Here is a 16,109-nt window from a genome sequence, read left to right on the forward strand (position 1 = left end):
GAGGAAACGGGCCGGCCTCCGAGGCCGGCCCGTTTTCGTGTCCCCGCTGGCTCTGCCTGCGCTGGCCTATACCTCGTGCAAGGTGCGCTGGGTCAGTTTCTCCCGACCAGCAGCGGCGGCTTCGACCTGCGCCCAGTCTCGGGGCAGGGCCACCTGGGGGAGGTCCCGGCCGCGCAGCGACCAGGGACAGATCGTGGTCTTGGCGGCGTTGTTCTGACTCCAGTCGAGGAAGACCTTCCCTGGGCGCAAAGATTTGGTCATCTTGGCCGTGACCAGGTCCGGGTGGGAGGTCGCGAGCTGCTCGGCCAGCGACTTGGCCACCATGCTCACCTCGTCCGCGGACCTGGTCGCCTCCAGCTCGCCGTAGAGCTGCATACCCTTGGAGCCGCTCGTCACCGGTCGGGTGGACAGGCCGACGGTCTCCAGCCGCTCGCGCACCAGGAGCGCCACCTGCGCGCACTCCAGGAGCCCGGCGCCGGGACCGGGGTCCAGGTCGATCACGAGCCGGTCGGGGGGCAGCGGGTCGCCGTCCTCACCGATCCGCCACTGCGGCACGTGGAGTTCGAGACTCCCGAGATTGACCAGGTAGACGAGGGCTGCGAGGTCGGTCACCAGGGGAAACGTGAGCGAGTCGCGGCCTCGTGAGGATACGGGCGTCGCCACCGTGACCCGAGGCAACCAGTCGGGTGCGCCAGAGGGCAGGTTCTTCTCGAAGAAGTGCGCCTTGGCCACCCCTTCTGGGAAGCGGATGCGGGTCACCGGTCGGTCTGCCAGCTCCGGGAGAATCTGGTCAGCGTGCTCGACGTAATAGGCGAGGACCTCTCCCTTGGTCGTGCCGCTGGCCGGGTAAAGCACCTTGTCCAGGTTGCTCACCCGAAGGGTGCGTCCGGCGACGCTCACGGCCTGACTGCTCATGGCTGCTCCACGAGATCCAGCGGTGTCAGATCGACGCGCACCCCTTGGTAGGAAGGTTGTCGTAGCCGCCCCACGCCGGGGGTGATCCCTAGCGAGGCGACGTCGATGACGAGCCGCGGCTCCAGCCAGGTCGATCCGAGGGACTCCGCGCGGGAGAGGGGAGCGCTGAACGGGTAGGGCGAGCGCGGCACCTCCGCCAGGCGCGCCGCCAAGGCAGCTCCCGCCGCGCCCGCGAGGCCACTGCCGACCCGCCCAAGGTAGATCAGCCGGAGCCGGCCAGCCGGGTCAAAGGACGGTCTTCCGGCCTCGTCAGTGGCGGGCAGGCCCACGTGCACGGCACCCAGCCGCTCGGTCGTTCCAGTCTGCGGTCTCCAGCCCCCGATCACCACGCTGAGCGTGTCCCGGTGGGGGAACTTCAGCCAGTCGCTGGACCTGACTCCCTCCTGATAGGTGGACGCGCGCCGCTTGCTCACCACCCCCTCGAGGCCCTGATCCGCAGTCGCTGCGAGCAACTCCCTGCCGTCGTCGTAAAAGGGCGGGACCGCCACCCCGGGCACTCCCGCCAGCAGGTCCTCGAGCGCGGACCGACGCGCCGACCAAGGGAGGTCGACCAGCTCCATCCCGTCCAGGCGCAGGAGGTCGAAGGCGACGTAGGTGGCCGGTCGTGCCGTGGCGAGCTGGGCCGCGGCCTTCGCCGAAGAGGTGTGGACGCGGTCCACCACATGACTGAAGCTGGGATGACCCCCGACCATCGCGACGGTCTCACCGTCCAGGAGTAGGTCATCCGCGACCCCCGCCAGCGCCGCCAGCTCGGGGAAGGCCACCGCGATGTCCCGCGCACTGCGCGTCAGCAGGCGAAGCTGGCCGGCGCGCACGTCCGCGAGCAGTCGGATCCCGTCCCACTTGACCTCGTGGACCCACGCCGCGCCGGTCGGCGGGCCGGTGCGAGAATCGCCGGGAGTGGCGAGCATGGGGCGCATAGGTCCATCCTGGGGGGTGTGAAAGCGATCTGGAAGGGTGCCGTCAGCTTCGGCCTCGTCAACGTCCCCGTGCGGCTCTACTCCGCCACCGAGAACCATGACCTGAGCTTCCACCAGGTCCGACGCAGCGACGGCAGCCGCATCCGCTACAAGCGGGTGGCGCAGACAGACGGTGAGGAGGTGCCCTACAAGGACATCGCCAAGGCTTACCAGACCGAGGACGGCAAGACCGTGATCCTCACTGATGAGGACATGGCCTCGCTGCCCAACCGGTCCAGCAAGGAGATCGCGGTCGAGAGTTTCGTGCCGATCGACCAGATCGACCCGATCCTCTACGACAAGGTCTACTACATCGAGCCCGACGCGATGGGCGCCAAGGCGTACGGGCTGCTGCGCGAGGCTCTCAAGGAGTCTGAGCGGGTCGCGGTCGTCACCGTCTCGGTGCGCACCCGGATGACGATGGCGGTGCTCCGGGTCGTCGAGGACGTCATCGTCCTGCAGACCTTGCTGTGGCCGGACGAAGTCAGGGACAGCGCCCAGCTCGACCACCTGGAGGAGGTCAGCGAGCCCAAGAAGGCCGAGGTCGCGATGGCCCGGATGCTCATCGAGTCGATGTCCGGGGACTTCGAGCCGAAGGGTCACGTCGACGACTTCAAGGTGGCCGTGGAGGAGTTGGTGCAGAGCAAGATCGAGGGCGGGCAGGTCACCGAGGCGCCCGACGTCGAAGAGGAGGCGGACTCCGGCGAAGTGGTGGACCTGCTGGCAGCCCTGCAGCGCTCGGTCGACCGGGCCAAGGCGGGCAGGGGCGAGGACACTTCGTCCTCGACCGCCACCACCAAGGCTGGCGCTAAGCCGGCGGCCAAGAAGGCTCCGGCGAAAACCGCCGCCAAGGCGGCCACCAAGCGCGCTCCGGCGAAGAAGAAGGCCGGCTGACCGCGAAGAGCCGCTCAGCTGCCTGCTCAGATCCTGCTCAGGGGCAGGTCGGATCTGCTCAGGTGCGCGTGCTCAGGGGGCGGTGGTCGCCGCCGCTTGGTCCTTGCTCGCCTGCTTCGGAGAGCAACCTAGCGACTTGTCCAGACCCTGCGCCGCGATCGTCAACGCCGAGCGCAGGTCGTCGGTGACCTCGGGCGTCGTGACCTTGAACGCCTCAGCGACCAGCGTGTAGGGGATCTGTTGAGAGCGGTCTGTCGCCTTCGGTGCCGTGCAACTGGTCAGTCCGGTCACCAGGCCGGGGGAGATGAAGGAGCGGCCCAGGTAGTCCGGGCCCGGCTGGACCCCCTGCGCAGCCTCCGCCCGCTGTCCGGCAGTGGCCCGCCCCTCCTCGCCGAGCGCGATGGTGAGGCGGACGATCGGCTCTTGCTCGTCCTTGCCGCCCGAGAGCACCTCGCACACCCAGGCTTTCTCGTCGTCCTGGACGGTCAGGCTGCGGGGCGTGACCGCCTTGCCCCCCGCGGCGGCGTCAACCGCCGACGGGCTGACGTACTCGCAGAGCCAGCCGTTCTGGGGAGACTGGCCCTGGAGACCGTCATCGCTCGTCAGTGCCGCGTCGTCGGCCGTGCCAGCGGTGCCACGAGCAGTGCCGGCGTCCTCCGACGTGCATGCCGAAAGGGTGAGGGCCAGGCCGAGCGTGGTCACCATGAGGCTCAGACCGAGGGGACGAGTGCGCATGAGGCGTCATGCTAGATCCTGTGGCTGAGCGCTCCCTGCGCACGACCTGCGGGTTATGCCGGGGGCGAACACGGCATACCGGCGGAACACGGGGGGTCCCGCGCGACGTTGAGGCCCACAGATGCAACGTAGAGTGGACGCACGCCCGCACCGGGTGATTCGACCACCCATGCGTGCCACGACGAAAGTTGAGGAGTAAGGCATGTTCGAACGTTTCACCGACCGCGCGCGGCGCGTGGTGGTGCTCGCGCAGGAAGAGGCGCGGCTGCTCAACCACAATTACATCGGGACCGAGCACCTGCTGCTCGGCCTGATCCACGAGGGGGAGGGTGTCGCCGCCAAGGCGCTGGAATCCTTGGGGATCTCCCTGGATGCCGTGCGTCAGCAGGTCCAGGAGATCATCGGCCAAGGGCAGCAAAGCCCCACCGGCCACATCCCGTTCACCCCGCGCGCCAAGAAGGTGCTGGAGCTCTCGCTGCGTGAAGGTCTGCAACTGGGCCACAACTACATCGGGACCGAGCACCTGCTGCTCGGTCTGATCCGTGAGGGCGAGGGCGTGGCCGCCCAGGTGCTGGTCAAGCTCGGCGCGGACCTCAACCGGGTGCGTCAGCAGGTCATCCAGCTGCTCTCCGGCTATCAGGGCAAGGAGGCCGCCACCGCAGGTGTCGGCGCCTCTGCTGGCCCGGAGGGCCAACAGGCCGGCTCACTCGTGCTCGACCAGTTCGGGCGCAATCTGACCCAGGCTGCCCGCGAGGGCAAGCTCGACCCGGTCATCGGCCGTGGGCCCGAGATCGAGCGGGTCATGCAGGTGCTCTCCCGACGCACCAAGAACAACCCTGTCCTGATCGGCGAGCCCGGTGTCGGAAAGACTGCGGTCGTCGAGGGCCTAGCCCAGGACATCGTCAAGGGCGAGGTGCCCGAAACCCTCAAGGACAAACAGCTCTATACCCTCGACCTCGGCGCGCTCGTGGCCGGCAGCCGCTACCGCGGCGACTTCGAGGAGCGGCTCAAGAAGGTCCTCAAGGAGATCCGCACCCGCGGCGACATCATCTTGTTCATCGACGAGATCCACACCCTGGTGGGTGCGGGTGCGGCCGAGGGCGCGATCGACGCGGCCAGCATCCTGAAGCCGATGCTGGCCCGTGGCGAGCTGCAGACGATCGGTGCGACGACGCTGGACGAGTATCGAAAGCACATCGAGAAGGACGCTGCGCTCGAGCGCCGCTTCCAGCCGATCCAGGTGGCCGAGCCCACGCTCAAGCACACCATCGAGATCCTCAAGGGCCTGCGTGACCGCTACGAGGCCCACCACCGCGTCTCGATCACCGACGGCGCTCTCGTGGCCGCTGCCACGATGGCCGACCGCTACATCAACGACCGCTACCTGCCGGACAAGGCAATCGACCTCATCGACGAGGCGGGCGCGCGACTACGCATCCGCCGGATGACGGCGCCGCCGGACCTGCGCGAGTTCGACGACAAGATCGCGCACGCCAAGCGCGAGAAGGAGTCGGCGATCGACGCCCAGGACTTCGAGAAGGCGGCCCGGCTGCGCGACGAGGAGCACAAGCTCACCCAGGCGCGCGCCGAGCGGGAGAAGGAATGGAAGAACGGTGACATGGACGTCGTCGCCGAGGTCGACGAGGAGCTGATCGCTGAGGTCCTGGCCATCGCCACCGGCATCCCGGTCTTCAAGCTGACCGAGGAGGAGTCGCACCGCCTGCTCCACATGGAGGATGAGCTGCATAAGCGCATCATCGGCATGGACGACGCGATCGCAGCCCTGTCGCAGGCGATCCGTCGCACCCGCGCGGGTCTGAAGGACCCGCGTCGTCCCGGCGGCTCGTTCATCTTCGCCGGTCCCACGGGTGTCGGCAAGACCGAGCTGGCCAAGGCCCTCGCCGAGTTCCTTTTCGGTGACGAGGACGCGTTGGTCACCCTGGACATGTCGGAGTACTCCGAGAAGCACACCGTCTCGCGGATGTTCGGCTCGCCCCCCGGCTACGTCGGGTATGAAGAAGGCGGCCAGCTGACCGAGAAAGTCCGGCGCAAGCCGTTCTCGGTCGTGCTCTTCGACGAGGTCGAGAAGGCGCACCCGGACATCTTCAACAGCTTGCTGCAGATCCTGGAGGACGGTCGCCTGACCGACAGCCAGGGCCGGGTGGTCGACTTCAAGAACACCGTCATCATCATGACCACCAACCTGGGCACCCGCGACATCAGCAAGGGCGTCTCGCTCGGCTTCTCCGCCGGAGCGGAATCCCACAGCGACTACGAGCGGATGAAGAACAAGGTGCTGGACGAGCTCAAGCTGCACTTCCGCCCGGAGTTCCTCAACCGGGTGGACGACACCATCGTCTTCCCGCAGCTGAAGCAGGACGAGATCGTCCAGATCGTGGACCTGATGATCGCCCGTCTCGACGAGCGGCTCAAGGACAAGGACATGGCGATCGAGCTCACCCAGTCTGCCAAGGACCTGCTCGCCAAGCGCGGCTACGACCCCGTCCTGGGAGCCCGGCCGCTGCGCAGGGCGATCCAGCGCGAGATCGAGGACCAGCTCTCCGAGAAGATTCTGTTCGGCAAGATCGGTCCCGGGCAGATCATTCTCGTCGATGTGGAGGACCCGGTCGGCGAGGACCGCGAGCGGGACAAGGTGTTTACCTTCACCGGCTCGGAGAAGCCGTCGGAGGTCCCGGACACCGTGCCGGTCGAGGAACAGACCAGCTAAAGGCTGCTGCCCACCCGGGCGCAGCCGAAGGGGCGATCACCATTGGTGGTCGCCCCTTCGGCATGTCCGGAGGCGCCGTCAACCGCGACTAGGGTGATGACTATGACTGTGCGTGATGCTTCGGCCGAGGAGAAGGCCCAATGGGATGAGTTGATTTGGGACACGCCGGGGGGCCCGGACCTCATGCAACTGGAGCCATACGCACAGCTCAAGGCCGGTGCCTGGGGGTCCCACCGCCAGCTCATCCACGAGCACCCTGGCAAGCCCGACATCCCGGCGCTCTACCTGATCAAGAAGCTGCCGCCGTTCGGGCAGCTCTGGTACGCGCCCATGGGTCCCCGGGTCACCGATCCCGAGCACCTTCAGCTCATCATCGATGACCTGCGCAGCAACGACGCCTTCGCGGTCATTCTCGAGCCATCGATCCCCGTTGACGGCCCGCAGGCCCGTTCCGAGCTGATTGCCTCGACTCCGGGCCTGGAGGATTTCCTGTCCCTCCAGCAGGGCAATCACACGGTCCTGGTCGACCTGCGACCCAGCGAGGAGGACCTGCTGGCCTCCTTCCGGCAGCGCGCCCGCCGCTCCATCCGTAAGGCCGAGGGCGCCCGTATCGAGCACCGCACGGACGACGAGGCATTCGAGATCTTCTGGGACCTCTACGCCCTCACCGTCGAACGCGCGGGTCTGCCGATGCGACCCAAGCACTACTACCTCAACGCCTGGAAGCACTACCGCGACCTGGGCCAGGGCCACGTCGTGTTTGGTTACTCCTCACCGGAGGTGACCGAGCCGGAGGCGGCCGCCTACATCTGGGCGCACCGCGACCGCGGCTACTATCGCGACGGCGGCTCGGTGCGCACGCCCGCTGCTAACGGACTGCAATATCGCGTGCAGTGGGAGGCCATGAGGTGGTGCAAGGAGCGCGGAGCCACGACCTACGACCTCTTTGGCGTCCCGCCCAGCTGGGAGCTGGAGAACTCGGAGCATCAGCTGCATGGCCTCGTGCAGTTTAAGACGGCCTTCGGGCAGGTCACCGACACTGTCGGCACCATGCGCCTGAACCTCCGGCCGCGGCGCACCGCAGCCTGGGACCGGTTCGGCTTCAAGGTGTATCAGCGGGTCGGACGCAAGAGCAACCCGCTCTTCTACTGAGGCGGTGAGGGCCTGCGGCTCTCGATCACTGCGGACAGGGCAGCTGCCGGTGGGGGAGGGGATCAGTAGAAGGAGGCGCCACGCCGACGGGCCAGGACCTTGGCCACGACTCGGTGCCCGACCCGCTCCCACGCTGCATACCTGCGTGGGCGGAGTGGGAGGTCGAGGGCCCCGACCCAGTCGGTGACCTGTTTGTTGAAGCCCCGCTTGAAGGTGCCGATGCCGTAGAAGGGATCCTCACGGTCCTCGACCTTGGTGGAGTGGGGAGCGCCGCACAGGTCGTAGGAGGTGGCCCCCTGCTCCTGTGCCCAGCACATCGTCTCCCATTGGAGGAGCTGGCTCGCACCGCGGACCTGCCGGTCGCGGACGCTGGCACCGTCCTTGTAGCAGGCGGACTGTCCCACCACGGTCACGAACGCTCCCGCCACGTCTCTGCCCTGGTGGGTGGCGAGAAAGATCCGGCCCAGTCCCGCATCGCAGAAGATGCGCCACATCCCGACCTGGTAGGCATGGTCGCGCGCGGTGATGCCCTGGTCCGCCACCACCTCCATCCACAACCGCCACAACCGCTCGTAGGTCTCCTCGGTGGCCACCTCGCCTGATTCGACGATGACATCGTCCCTGGTCGCGCGGCGAAACATGTTGCGGGTCTTGGACGGGATCCGGGCCATCAGGTCCTCGGGGGTTCCGGAGACATCCACGAGGACAGTCGAGGCGTTGGTCTGGACCCGTCCGTTGCGGATCAGCCCCAGCTCTGCCAGGGCCTGGAGATTGTGCGGCGTCTCGAGCAACTCGGGCTCGATCTTCAGCAGGAAGGCCCCGTCGCGGTGGGCTGCCGCGCCCAGCTGGGGCAGCAACGGTGCCAGTTGCTCGACGCTGGCCACGCACGGACCCTTGGGCACATACCAGACGGCGCCGAAGCCCGGTGCCCTCCGGGACAGCACCGTGACCGGTATGTCGTCCACCACGGCATAGCGGGGTGTCCACCCCGACTGCTTCTTGACCTGGGCGAACTCGTAGGTGGAGAACATGGACGGCCGGCCGGGGGCGGTGAGGAGCTGCGCGTTCCACGCGTGGGCGGACGAGGGGCTCTCCCAGCGCAAGGTCATGAGCGAATGCTAGCCGTGGGCCTCGATCACCAGAAGGCGTCTCCCGGCTCGCGTCGCTGCAGCCGGGTCACGACGCGCTGACCGATCCGCTGCCACACGGCATACCGGCGTGGTCGGAGCACGATGTCGAAGGCACCCACCCAGTCGGTCACATGCTTGTTAAAGCCGCGCTTGAAGATGCCCAGGCCGTGGCGCATGTCAGTCACGTCGTCGAGGCGGGTGGAGTGGGGAGTGCCCACCAGGTCGTAGGTGCGGGCCCCGCGCTCGATGGCCCAGCGCATCCCTTCGTATTGGAGCAGCTGGCTGACGCCAGGCACCGGCCGGTCGCGCACGCTCGCGCCCTCCTTGTAGGCCGCCCCCTCGCCCAGGCTGGTGACGAGCGCCCAAGCGACCATCTGGCCGTCGACGCGTGCCACGACCGGCTGCGCGAGACCGCTGCGCACCATCGTCCGCCACGACTCGACGAAGTAGTCCTGACCTCGGACGCCGAGCGACTGTTCCTGCACGAGCGTGGCCCACACGGCATACATCTGTGCATAGATCTCCGGCCCGGAATCAGCGTCCACGCGTTCGATCTCGACGCCATCGCGCAGCGCTCGCCGGACCATGTTGCGCGTCTTGGACGGATAGGTGGCCAGCAGCTCGTCCTGCGACTGCGGCAGCTCAAAGATCACCGTGGAGGCGTTGGGCTGCACCGGCGTGCTGCGGACCGTGCCCAGCGCCTCGATCGCTGCGACCGCCTCGGATGACTCGAGGATCTCTGGCTCGATCCGGACAAACATGACCCCCTCACGGCGCGCTGCTTCACGCAGCGACTCCACCAGCGGTGCCAGCTCCTCAACGGTGCTGACGCACGGACCCTTGGGCACGTACCACACGGTCCCGAAGCCGGGCGCCCTCTTGGTGTGGATCGTCATCGCCACCCCGTCGGCGACTGCATACCTCGGCTCCCAGTTGGCCATCCGCTTCACCTGGCCAAGGGCGTGACTCTGGAAGATGTTGCCCTTGTTGGGGGTCGCTGCAATCCTGGCGTCCCACTCCGCGGGCGCGGGTGAGGTGACAAAGGTCAAGGGCATGGGGGCCAGTCTAAGCGGGGTAGCGTAGCCCCGTGCCTGTCCTCGACCCCGCCGATGCCGCAGAACTGGAGCGCTACGACCAGTTCGTCCGCTCCCACCCGCACCGCGCCCTCACTCAGGACGTGCGGTGGGGGATCGTCAAGGATGACTGGGGTCAGGAAGCGGTCTACGTCGAGGAGGGCGGCCGTATCGTCTCGGCCATGACCGTCCTGGTCCGTCGGCTGCCGGGCGGTTTTTCGGTGCTCTACGCCCCGAGGGGGCCGCTCGTCGACTGGGACGACGAACACGCCGTGGCATCGATCCTGGCGGAGGCGGCGCCATTGGCGACCAAGCACCGCGCGATCATGACCCGGATGGATCCGGAGATCCGCTTTGACGACGCGCTGGACTCCTGGATGCGGACGCAGCCGGGCTGGGTGGTCAAGAACGTCGGCGCCGGCAAGGACGACCTGATCCAGCCGCGCTACAACATGGTGGTTGCGCTCAAGGATGCCGAGGGCAACCAGTTGACCGAAGAGGAGTTGCTCCGCAAGTACAACTCCACCACCCGGTCACGGGTGCGCGCCGGTCTGCGCAAGGGCGTGGAGATGAGCCTGGGCTCCTCGGAGGAGGACCTGCGCATCTTCTACGACGTCTACTCGCAGATGGCGCGGCGCAAGGAGATCACCGCACGGGACGCGACGTATTTCGAGCGGATGCGCGAGGCCTTCGGTGACCGGATGCACATCGCGGTGGCCCGCCACGAGGGTGACGTGCTCGCTGTCGCGATCCTCATCGACTACTACGGAAAGCTCTCCTACCTCTATGCCGGCTCCAGCGACGTCAAGCGCAACCTTTACGGCAGCAACGTGCTCAACCACGCGCTGATGGCCTTTGGGCTTGACCACGGCGCGGAGTCCTACGACCTGGGCGGGGTCTTTGCCCTGGACAGCTCTGACGGGCTCTACGTCTTCAAGCGCGCCTTCGCCAAGGCCGACGGAGCCACCGAGCTCATCGGCGAGATCGACATCGTCCACCGCAAGCTCGCCTATGCCGCGCTGGCCACCGCGCTGCCCCGCATGCAACACGGCCGCCGCATGGTGGCGGCGCGCCTGTCGCAGGCCAAGAAGCGCAGGGCTGCGGCCAAGAAGGCCGCTCGCGCCCACGCCATCCCACCGGTCGGCGGCTGAGGGACTCGCTATGACTGTGCTCACGGTGCTGCCTTACCCCGACATCTCCCCCTCAATCGACCTCGGACCGCTCACCATCCACTGGTACGGCGTGATGTATGCGGTCGGCATCATGCTTGGCTGGTGGCTGGGCACGCTGCGTGCCCGCCGACCGGGGTCGGGATGGACCAGCGATGAGGTCAGCGACCTGATCATGTGGTCTGCGCTCGGTGTCGTCCTTGGTGGACGCCTGGGCTATGTGCTCTTCTACGGCCTGGACAAGGCCATTGCGGATCCGCTGTGGATCATCAAGTTCAACCAGGGGGGTATGTCGTTCCACGGTGGGCTGCTCGGCGTGCTTCTCGCAGTCTGGATCTTCGGGCGCAAGACCCATCGAGGCTTCTGGCAGGTCGCTGACTTCATCGCGCCGCTGGTCCCGCTCGGCCTGTTCTTCGGTCGGATGGGCAACTTCATCAACGGTGAGCTGTGGGGCAAGCCGACCGACCTGCCCTGGGCCATGGTCTTCCCTTCTGCCGACGATCAGCCGCGCCACCCGACGATGCTCTACGAGGCCGCGCTCGAGGGACTCGTCCTCTTCACGGTCCTGTGGATCTTCTCGCGAAGGTCCCGCCCGACCCGCGCGATCTCGGGAGTCTTCCTGCTCCTCTACGGGTGCTTCCGGTTCTGGGTGGAGTTTTTCCGCATCCCGGACGTCCAGCTGGGTTATCTGGCGTTGGACTGGTTGACGATGGGCCAGATCCTGTCCATCCCGATGATCCTGGGGGGCATCCTCCTGCTCTGGCTGGCCTACCGGGACCGGCCCACCGTCGCAGACCCTGCGCCCGTCGACGGGCAGGTCGGCAGCGAGAAGTAGTCGTCCGTCAGCGGCTCCAGCAGGCCGTCGGCGACGAGACTGTCGAGGCAACGCTCGGACTGGGCCCGGTCGGTCCACCCTGAGTGCAGCGTCTCCGCGTGGACGGGGTCGTCCGCCTCCCGCAGCACCTGCACCATGACTCCGCGACACTGCCGGTCGGTGCCCGCCCAGGTCTGGACGCGACGAGGCGGCCCGTCGTCCACGGGTGAGCCGGCGCGCCGCCAACGGCAGAGGTCGGCGACCGGACACTGCGGACACCGGGGCGAGCGCGCTGTGCAGACCAGGGCTCCCAGCTCCATGACCGCGACGTTCCAGAGTGCAGCGTCGGCACGGTCAGCCGGCAGCAGCGACGCCGCCAGGTCCACCTCTGCCCTCCTCAGGGTGGGCGCGGGCAGCGCGCGGCCGGTGACCGCTCGTGCCTGGACCCTGCGCACGTTGGTGTCGACCACCGTCGTGCGGTGCCCGAAGGCAAAGGCCGCAACGGCGGCGGCCGTGTAGTCACCGATGCCCGGCAGGGTGCGCAGCGTGGCCTCCTGGGACGGGACCTCGCCGGCATGATCGTCACGGATCGCGGTGGCCGTGGCGTGCAGCCGGAGGGCGCGACGCGGATAACCGAGCCGTCCCCAGGCCCGGATCGCCTCGCCGGGGCTGGCTGCCGCCAGGTCCGTCGGGGTGGGCCAGGCTGTCATCCAGCTCTCCCACACGGGGAGGACGCGGGCGACCGGGGTCTGCTGGAGCATCACCTCCGAGACCAGCACCCCCCACGGGGAGCGCCCCACCCGGCGCCACGGGAGATCGCGTTGGTGCACGCCATACCAGGACAGGACGCGGGCGTGCAGGTCGTGGGTGAACGCTGCTGGGGCGCGGGCGGAAGGCACTACGAGTAGCGCTCCAGGATCGAGGCCTCGGCGAGCCGCGACAGGCCTTCGCGCACCGCCCGAGCGCGGGCTTCACCGACACCGTCGACCCGCATCAGGTCCTCCAGGCCGGCGGACAGGAGCGACTGGAAGTTGCCGAAGTGGTCGACGAGCCGGTCCACGACGGCCCCTGGCAGCCGAGGGATGCGGTTGAGCAGGCGGTAGCCCGAGGGGCTGAGTGCCAGGTGGTCCATGCCATCACCGATCACGGTGATGCCCATGCAGCGCGCCACCGCGCCGAGGTCGAGCAACTCGGCGGCGTCGAGCTGCGCCAGCGAGGCGAGCACGGCGCTAGGCTCCCGGATGGCGTCGGCGGTGCCGGCGTAGTCGCGGATCACCAGCTCGCGGTCACGCCCGATGCCGCCGGTCAGTTCTTCCAGCTGCAGACCGACGAGGCGGCCGTCGACGCCGAGCTCGACGACATACTGCTGGATCTCCGAGCTGATCCGAGCGACCATCTCCAGCCGCTGCAGCACCGAGGCGACCTCGCGGATGGTGACCAGGTCCTCGATCTCCAGCGCGGACAACGTGGCGGTGACCTCGTCGAGGCGGGAGCGGTAGCGCTCGAGGGTCTGCAGCGCCTGGTTGGCCTGAGCGAGGATCTGGGTGCGCTCCTCCAGCACGTGACGCAGGTTGCCGATGTAGAGCGCCACGATGGACATCGACTGGCTGACCGAGATGACGGGCATGCGGGTCTGTTTGGCCACGCGCTCGGCGGTGCGGTGCCGCGTGCCGCTCTCGCGGGTCTCGATGGAGGGGTCGGGGACCAGCTGCGTCGCAGCGCGCAGGATGCGCGTGGCCTCACGGTTGAGGATGATCGCCCCGTCCATCTTGGCCAGCTCGCGCAGGCGGGTAGCGGAGAACTCCACGTCGAGCTCGAAGCCGCCGCTGCTGATGGACTCGACAGTCCGGTCGCTGCCCAGCACGATCAGCGCGCCCGTGCGCCCACGCAGGATTCGCTCGAGGCCGTCTCGGAGGTCAGTGCCCGGCGCGGCGGCAGCCAGCGTGCTGCTCATGATGTCTTCGTCGGTGCGCTCGGCCACGTCGTCCGGTGTCCTTCTCCTCAGTGGGCAGGGCTCGATGGCCTCGTCGGAGGACGCGGTCGTGTGGCCGTGCTCGGAGCCCAGCCTCGCCCTGCACGATGCCCGATGTCTCCTGCGCCGATCCTAGTCGTGCGAGGACTCGCGGCAGGCTGACCTGCTTCTTCTTTACTCCATCGTGATGTGGGCAGGGTCCTCAGCGCGAGGTGAGGTCGAAGTGCGCTGGCGGCGCGTCGCCTGGGGCAGCGGCGCTGCTCTGGGCGGCGGTCACGACCAGCGCGACAGCGTCCAGCAGGGTGGCGACCTCATGGACGCGCATCCCCGGCGGCGGGGGTCCCTCGGTGAGGGAGCCGACCGGCACCACCGCCTCCTTGAATCCGATCCGGGCAGCCTCGGCCAGTCGGCGAGGTAGCCCGGTCACCGCGCGGAGGTCGCCGGCCAGACCCACCTCGCCGACGGCGATCGTGCCCATGGGCAGCGGGAGATCGCCCAACGCGCTGGTCAGGGCGAGCGCCAGAGCCAGGTCGGCGGCCGGCTCGGAGAGCCGCACACCACCGACTGTCGCGGCATAGCAGTCGTGCTGGCCGAGCTGGACGCTGGCCCGCTGACCGAGGACCGCCAGGACCATGGCGAGCCGGGAGCTGTCCAGGCCGCTGGTGGTGCGGCGAGGAGAACCACCGTTGGTCTGGCTCACCAGCGCCTGCAGCTCCGCCACCAGCGGGCGACGCCCCTCGAGGGTGACGGTGACGCAGGTGCCGGGCACCGGTCGATCACGGCTGGTCAAGAACAACCCGCTCGGGTCCGCGAGCCCGATGATCCCGGAGTCACCCAAGTCGAAGCAGCCGACCTCGTCGGTCGGTCCGTAGCGGTTCTTCACGGCCCGGACCAGTCGCAGCCGCGAATGCCGCTCCCCCTCGAACTGCACGACGACGTCGACGAGGTGCTCCAGCAGCCGAGGGCCGGCGATCGAGCCGTCCTTGGTGACATGGCCGATGAGGATGGCCGCGGTGTTGCGGGACTTGGCCGCCTGGATCAACGCTCCGGCCACCTCGCGCACCTGGCTGACGTTGCCGGGGGAGCCTTCCACCTCCGCCGACGCGATCGTCTGCACGGAGTCGATGATGACCAGGTCCGGGTCGCTCGACTCGATCTGCCCGAGGACGGTGCCCAGGTCGGTCTCGGAGGCAAGGTAGAGCGCGTCCGCGACCGCCCCGATACGTTCGGCGCGCAGCTTGACCTGGGCGGCCGACTCCTCGCCGGAGATGTAGAGGACGCGGTGCCCGGCGCGCGCGGCGCGGGCGGCCACGTCGAGGGCCAGGGTTGACTTCCCGATGCCGGGCTCGCCGGCCATCAGCACGACCGCCCCGGGCACGAGACCACCGCCCAGCACCCGGTCGAACTCGCCGACACCGGTCGAGCGGGCCCGTGCGGCCTTCGCGTCTACCTCTGCGATCGGGCGGGCCGGGCGTGCCGGGGAGATCGCGCTGGTCCGCGAGGCTGTGGGAGCGCCGACCTCCATGACCGTGCCCCAGGTCTGACACTCGCCACAGCGACCGACCCATTTGATCGTCGTCCACCCGCACTCGGTGCACCGGAACGAAGGCTTGCTGCCTGACTTGGTTGCCACGAACGCCACCCTAGGTGGGCTCACCGACAGACCGGCCGGCACGCGCCGCCTCCGTCGCAGGGTGGACCAGCAGCGGGAGCAGGGTGCGCCCACCGACGGGCGGACGCGCTCCGGCCCTGCGAGCGCGCAGCACATCCTGCGCTTCCTGGTGGTCGCCGCACACCTGCGCGAGCACGTCATACGCCTCGGTCCCGACGAGCTCCACCAGCTCGGCGCGCATCGACACGTAGACAGGGTCAGGAGCCGTGTGCGCCAACGGGTCATTGGTGCAGTACCAGTCGAGGTCGTGGCCACCGGGCCCCCATCCGCGCCGGTCGTATTCGGCGATGGTGATCTCCAGGTAGGAGGTGCCGTCGGGAAGCTCGACGTCGCGATAGGACCGGCGGACGGGAAGCTGCCAGCACACGTCCGGCTTGGTGGTCAGCGGCTGGACGCCCTCGGCGATGGCGTGCTGGTGCAGGGCGCAGCCGACCCCCGCGGGGAAGCCTGCGCGGTTGAAGAAGATGCACGCCCCGTCGACGACCCGCGTCGTGGAGATGTTGTCGACCTCGAGGGCCCAGCCCTCCTCCAGGCCGGGGTCGCGCAGTTGCCACTCGTCGGGCCCGAGCCGGTCCACGACCGCGGCCACCCGGGCGAGGTCGTCCTCGTCGGTGAAGTGGGCCCCGAGCGTGCAGCATCCAGCGTCTGGCTCGGTGGCGTCGATGCCCGGGCAGCCCCTCCCGAAGATGCAGTGCCATCGGGAGGTGAGCCACGTCAGGTCGACCCGCAAGCGCTGGTCCGGCTCGGCCGGGTCGGCGAACTCGGCCCAGGCGCGCGGGGCATCGAGAGGGGTGGAGGTCACAGGCTCAGCGTAGGTGCGGAGGTGCCGGGATGGG

Annotated in this window: 14 protein-coding genes; 5 read left to right on the forward strand and 9 right to left on the reverse strand. The window is 68.5% G+C overall.

Annotated elements, in window-relative coordinates; all coding sequences use genetic code 11:
• Window positions 1-66: 66 nt before the first annotated feature.
• Window positions 67-915, reverse strand: coding sequence for a non-homologous end-joining DNA ligase (ligD, locus tag Q4P07_RS03550; protein ID WP_303373514.1), 849 nt, complete (start codon window positions 913-915; stop codon window positions 67-69).
• A complete protein-coding gene (locus Q4P07_RS03555) occupies window positions 912-1,895 on the reverse strand; it encodes a DNA ligase (RefSeq protein ID WP_303373515.1) in 984 nt (327 codons plus the stop codon). The genes ligD and Q4P07_RS03555 overlap by 4 nt, the downstream gene beginning before the upstream one ends.
• A gap of 18 nt (window positions 1,896-1,913) precedes the next feature.
• Here Q4P07_RS03555 and Q4P07_RS03560 point away from each other — a divergent pair, with 18 nt between their 5' ends.
• Window positions 1,914-2,828, forward strand: coding sequence for a Ku protein (locus Q4P07_RS03560; RefSeq protein ID WP_303373516.1), 915 nt, complete (start codon window positions 1,914-1,916; stop codon window positions 2,826-2,828).
• Between the two features lie 72 nt (window positions 2,829-2,900).
• Here the strand turns inward: Q4P07_RS03560 and Q4P07_RS03565 are convergent, their stop codons facing one another.
• Window positions 2,901-3,563, reverse strand: coding sequence for a hypothetical protein (locus tag Q4P07_RS03565; RefSeq protein ID WP_303373517.1), 663 nt, complete (start codon window positions 3,561-3,563; stop codon window positions 2,901-2,903).
• A gap of 202 nt (window positions 3,564-3,765) precedes the next feature.
• On the opposite strand from Q4P07_RS03565, the gene Q4P07_RS03570 reads away from it, so the two are divergent.
• Entirely contained in the window at window positions 3,766-6,291 is a 2,526-nt protein-coding gene (locus tag Q4P07_RS03570) for an ATP-dependent Clp protease ATP-binding subunit (RefSeq protein ID WP_303373518.1), read from the forward strand.
• Window positions 6,292-6,393: 102 nt separating this feature from the next.
• Complete coding sequence (locus Q4P07_RS03575) at window positions 6,394-7,443, forward strand: peptidoglycan bridge formation glycyltransferase FemA/FemB family protein (RefSeq protein ID WP_303373519.1); 1,050 nt, start codon at window positions 6,394-6,396, stop codon at window positions 7,441-7,443.
• Window positions 7,444-7,505: 62 nt separating this feature from the next.
• Here Q4P07_RS03575 and Q4P07_RS03580 read toward each other — a convergent pair whose 3' ends face one another.
• Both Q4P07_RS03580 and Q4P07_RS03585 read right to left on the reverse strand, forming a co-directional pair.
• Window positions 7,506-8,552 (reverse strand): lipid II:glycine glycyltransferase FemX, encoded by a 1,047-nt coding sequence (locus Q4P07_RS03580; RefSeq protein ID WP_303373520.1) that lies wholly within the window; start codon window positions 8,550-8,552, stop codon window positions 7,506-7,508.
• A gap of 26 nt (window positions 8,553-8,578) precedes the next feature.
• Window positions 8,579-9,628, reverse strand: coding sequence for a peptidoglycan bridge formation glycyltransferase FemA/FemB family protein (locus Q4P07_RS03585; RefSeq protein ID WP_303373521.1), 1,050 nt, complete (start codon window positions 9,626-9,628; stop codon window positions 8,579-8,581).
• A gap of 32 nt (window positions 9,629-9,660) precedes the next feature.
• Here Q4P07_RS03585 and Q4P07_RS03590 point away from each other — a divergent pair, with 32 nt between their 5' ends.
• Entirely contained in the window at window positions 9,661-10,797 is a 1,137-nt protein-coding gene (locus Q4P07_RS03590; protein WP_303373522.1) for a peptidoglycan bridge formation glycyltransferase FemA/FemB family protein, read from the forward strand.
• A gap of 10 nt (window positions 10,798-10,807) precedes the next feature.
• Window positions 10,808-11,650, forward strand: coding sequence for a prolipoprotein diacylglyceryl transferase (gene lgt / locus Q4P07_RS03595; protein WP_303373523.1), 843 nt, complete (start codon window positions 10,808-10,810; stop codon window positions 11,648-11,650).
• On the opposite strand, the gene Q4P07_RS03600 is transcribed toward lgt, so the two are convergent.
• The 4 genes from Q4P07_RS03600 to Q4P07_RS03615 all read right to left on the reverse strand — a co-directional run bounded on the left by Q4P07_RS03600 (window position 11,584) and on the right by Q4P07_RS03615 (window position 16,075).
• Window positions 11,584-12,528, reverse strand: coding sequence for an A/G-specific adenine glycosylase (locus Q4P07_RS03600; RefSeq protein WP_303373524.1), 945 nt, complete (start codon window positions 12,526-12,528; stop codon window positions 11,584-11,586). The two genes, lgt and Q4P07_RS03600, sit on opposite strands and share 67 nt — an antisense overlap.
• The gene (gene disA, locus Q4P07_RS03605) at window positions 12,528-13,583 is read right to left on the reverse strand and encodes a DNA integrity scanning diadenylate cyclase DisA (RefSeq protein ID WP_303373567.1); all 1,056 of its coding nucleotides are present in this window, start codon (window positions 13,581-13,583) and stop codon (window positions 12,528-12,530) included. The genes Q4P07_RS03600 and disA overlap by 1 nt, the downstream gene beginning before the upstream one ends.
• A gap of 220 nt (window positions 13,584-13,803) precedes the next feature.
• A complete protein-coding gene (gene radA / locus Q4P07_RS03610; protein WP_303373525.1) occupies window positions 13,804-15,234 on the reverse strand; it encodes a DNA repair protein RadA in 1,431 nt (476 codons plus the stop codon).
• A gap of 10 nt (window positions 15,235-15,244) precedes the next feature.
• Window positions 15,245-16,075, reverse strand: a complete 831-nt coding sequence (locus Q4P07_RS03615; RefSeq protein WP_303373526.1) for a hypothetical protein — start codon at window positions 16,073-16,075, stop codon at window positions 15,245-15,247.
• Window positions 16,076-16,109: the final 34 nt, after the last annotated feature.

The sequence above is a fragment of the Ornithinimicrobium sp. genome, from assembly GCF_030537745.1.
Classification (GTDB): domain Bacteria; phylum Actinomycetota; class Actinomycetes; order Actinomycetales; family Dermatophilaceae; genus Ornithinicoccus.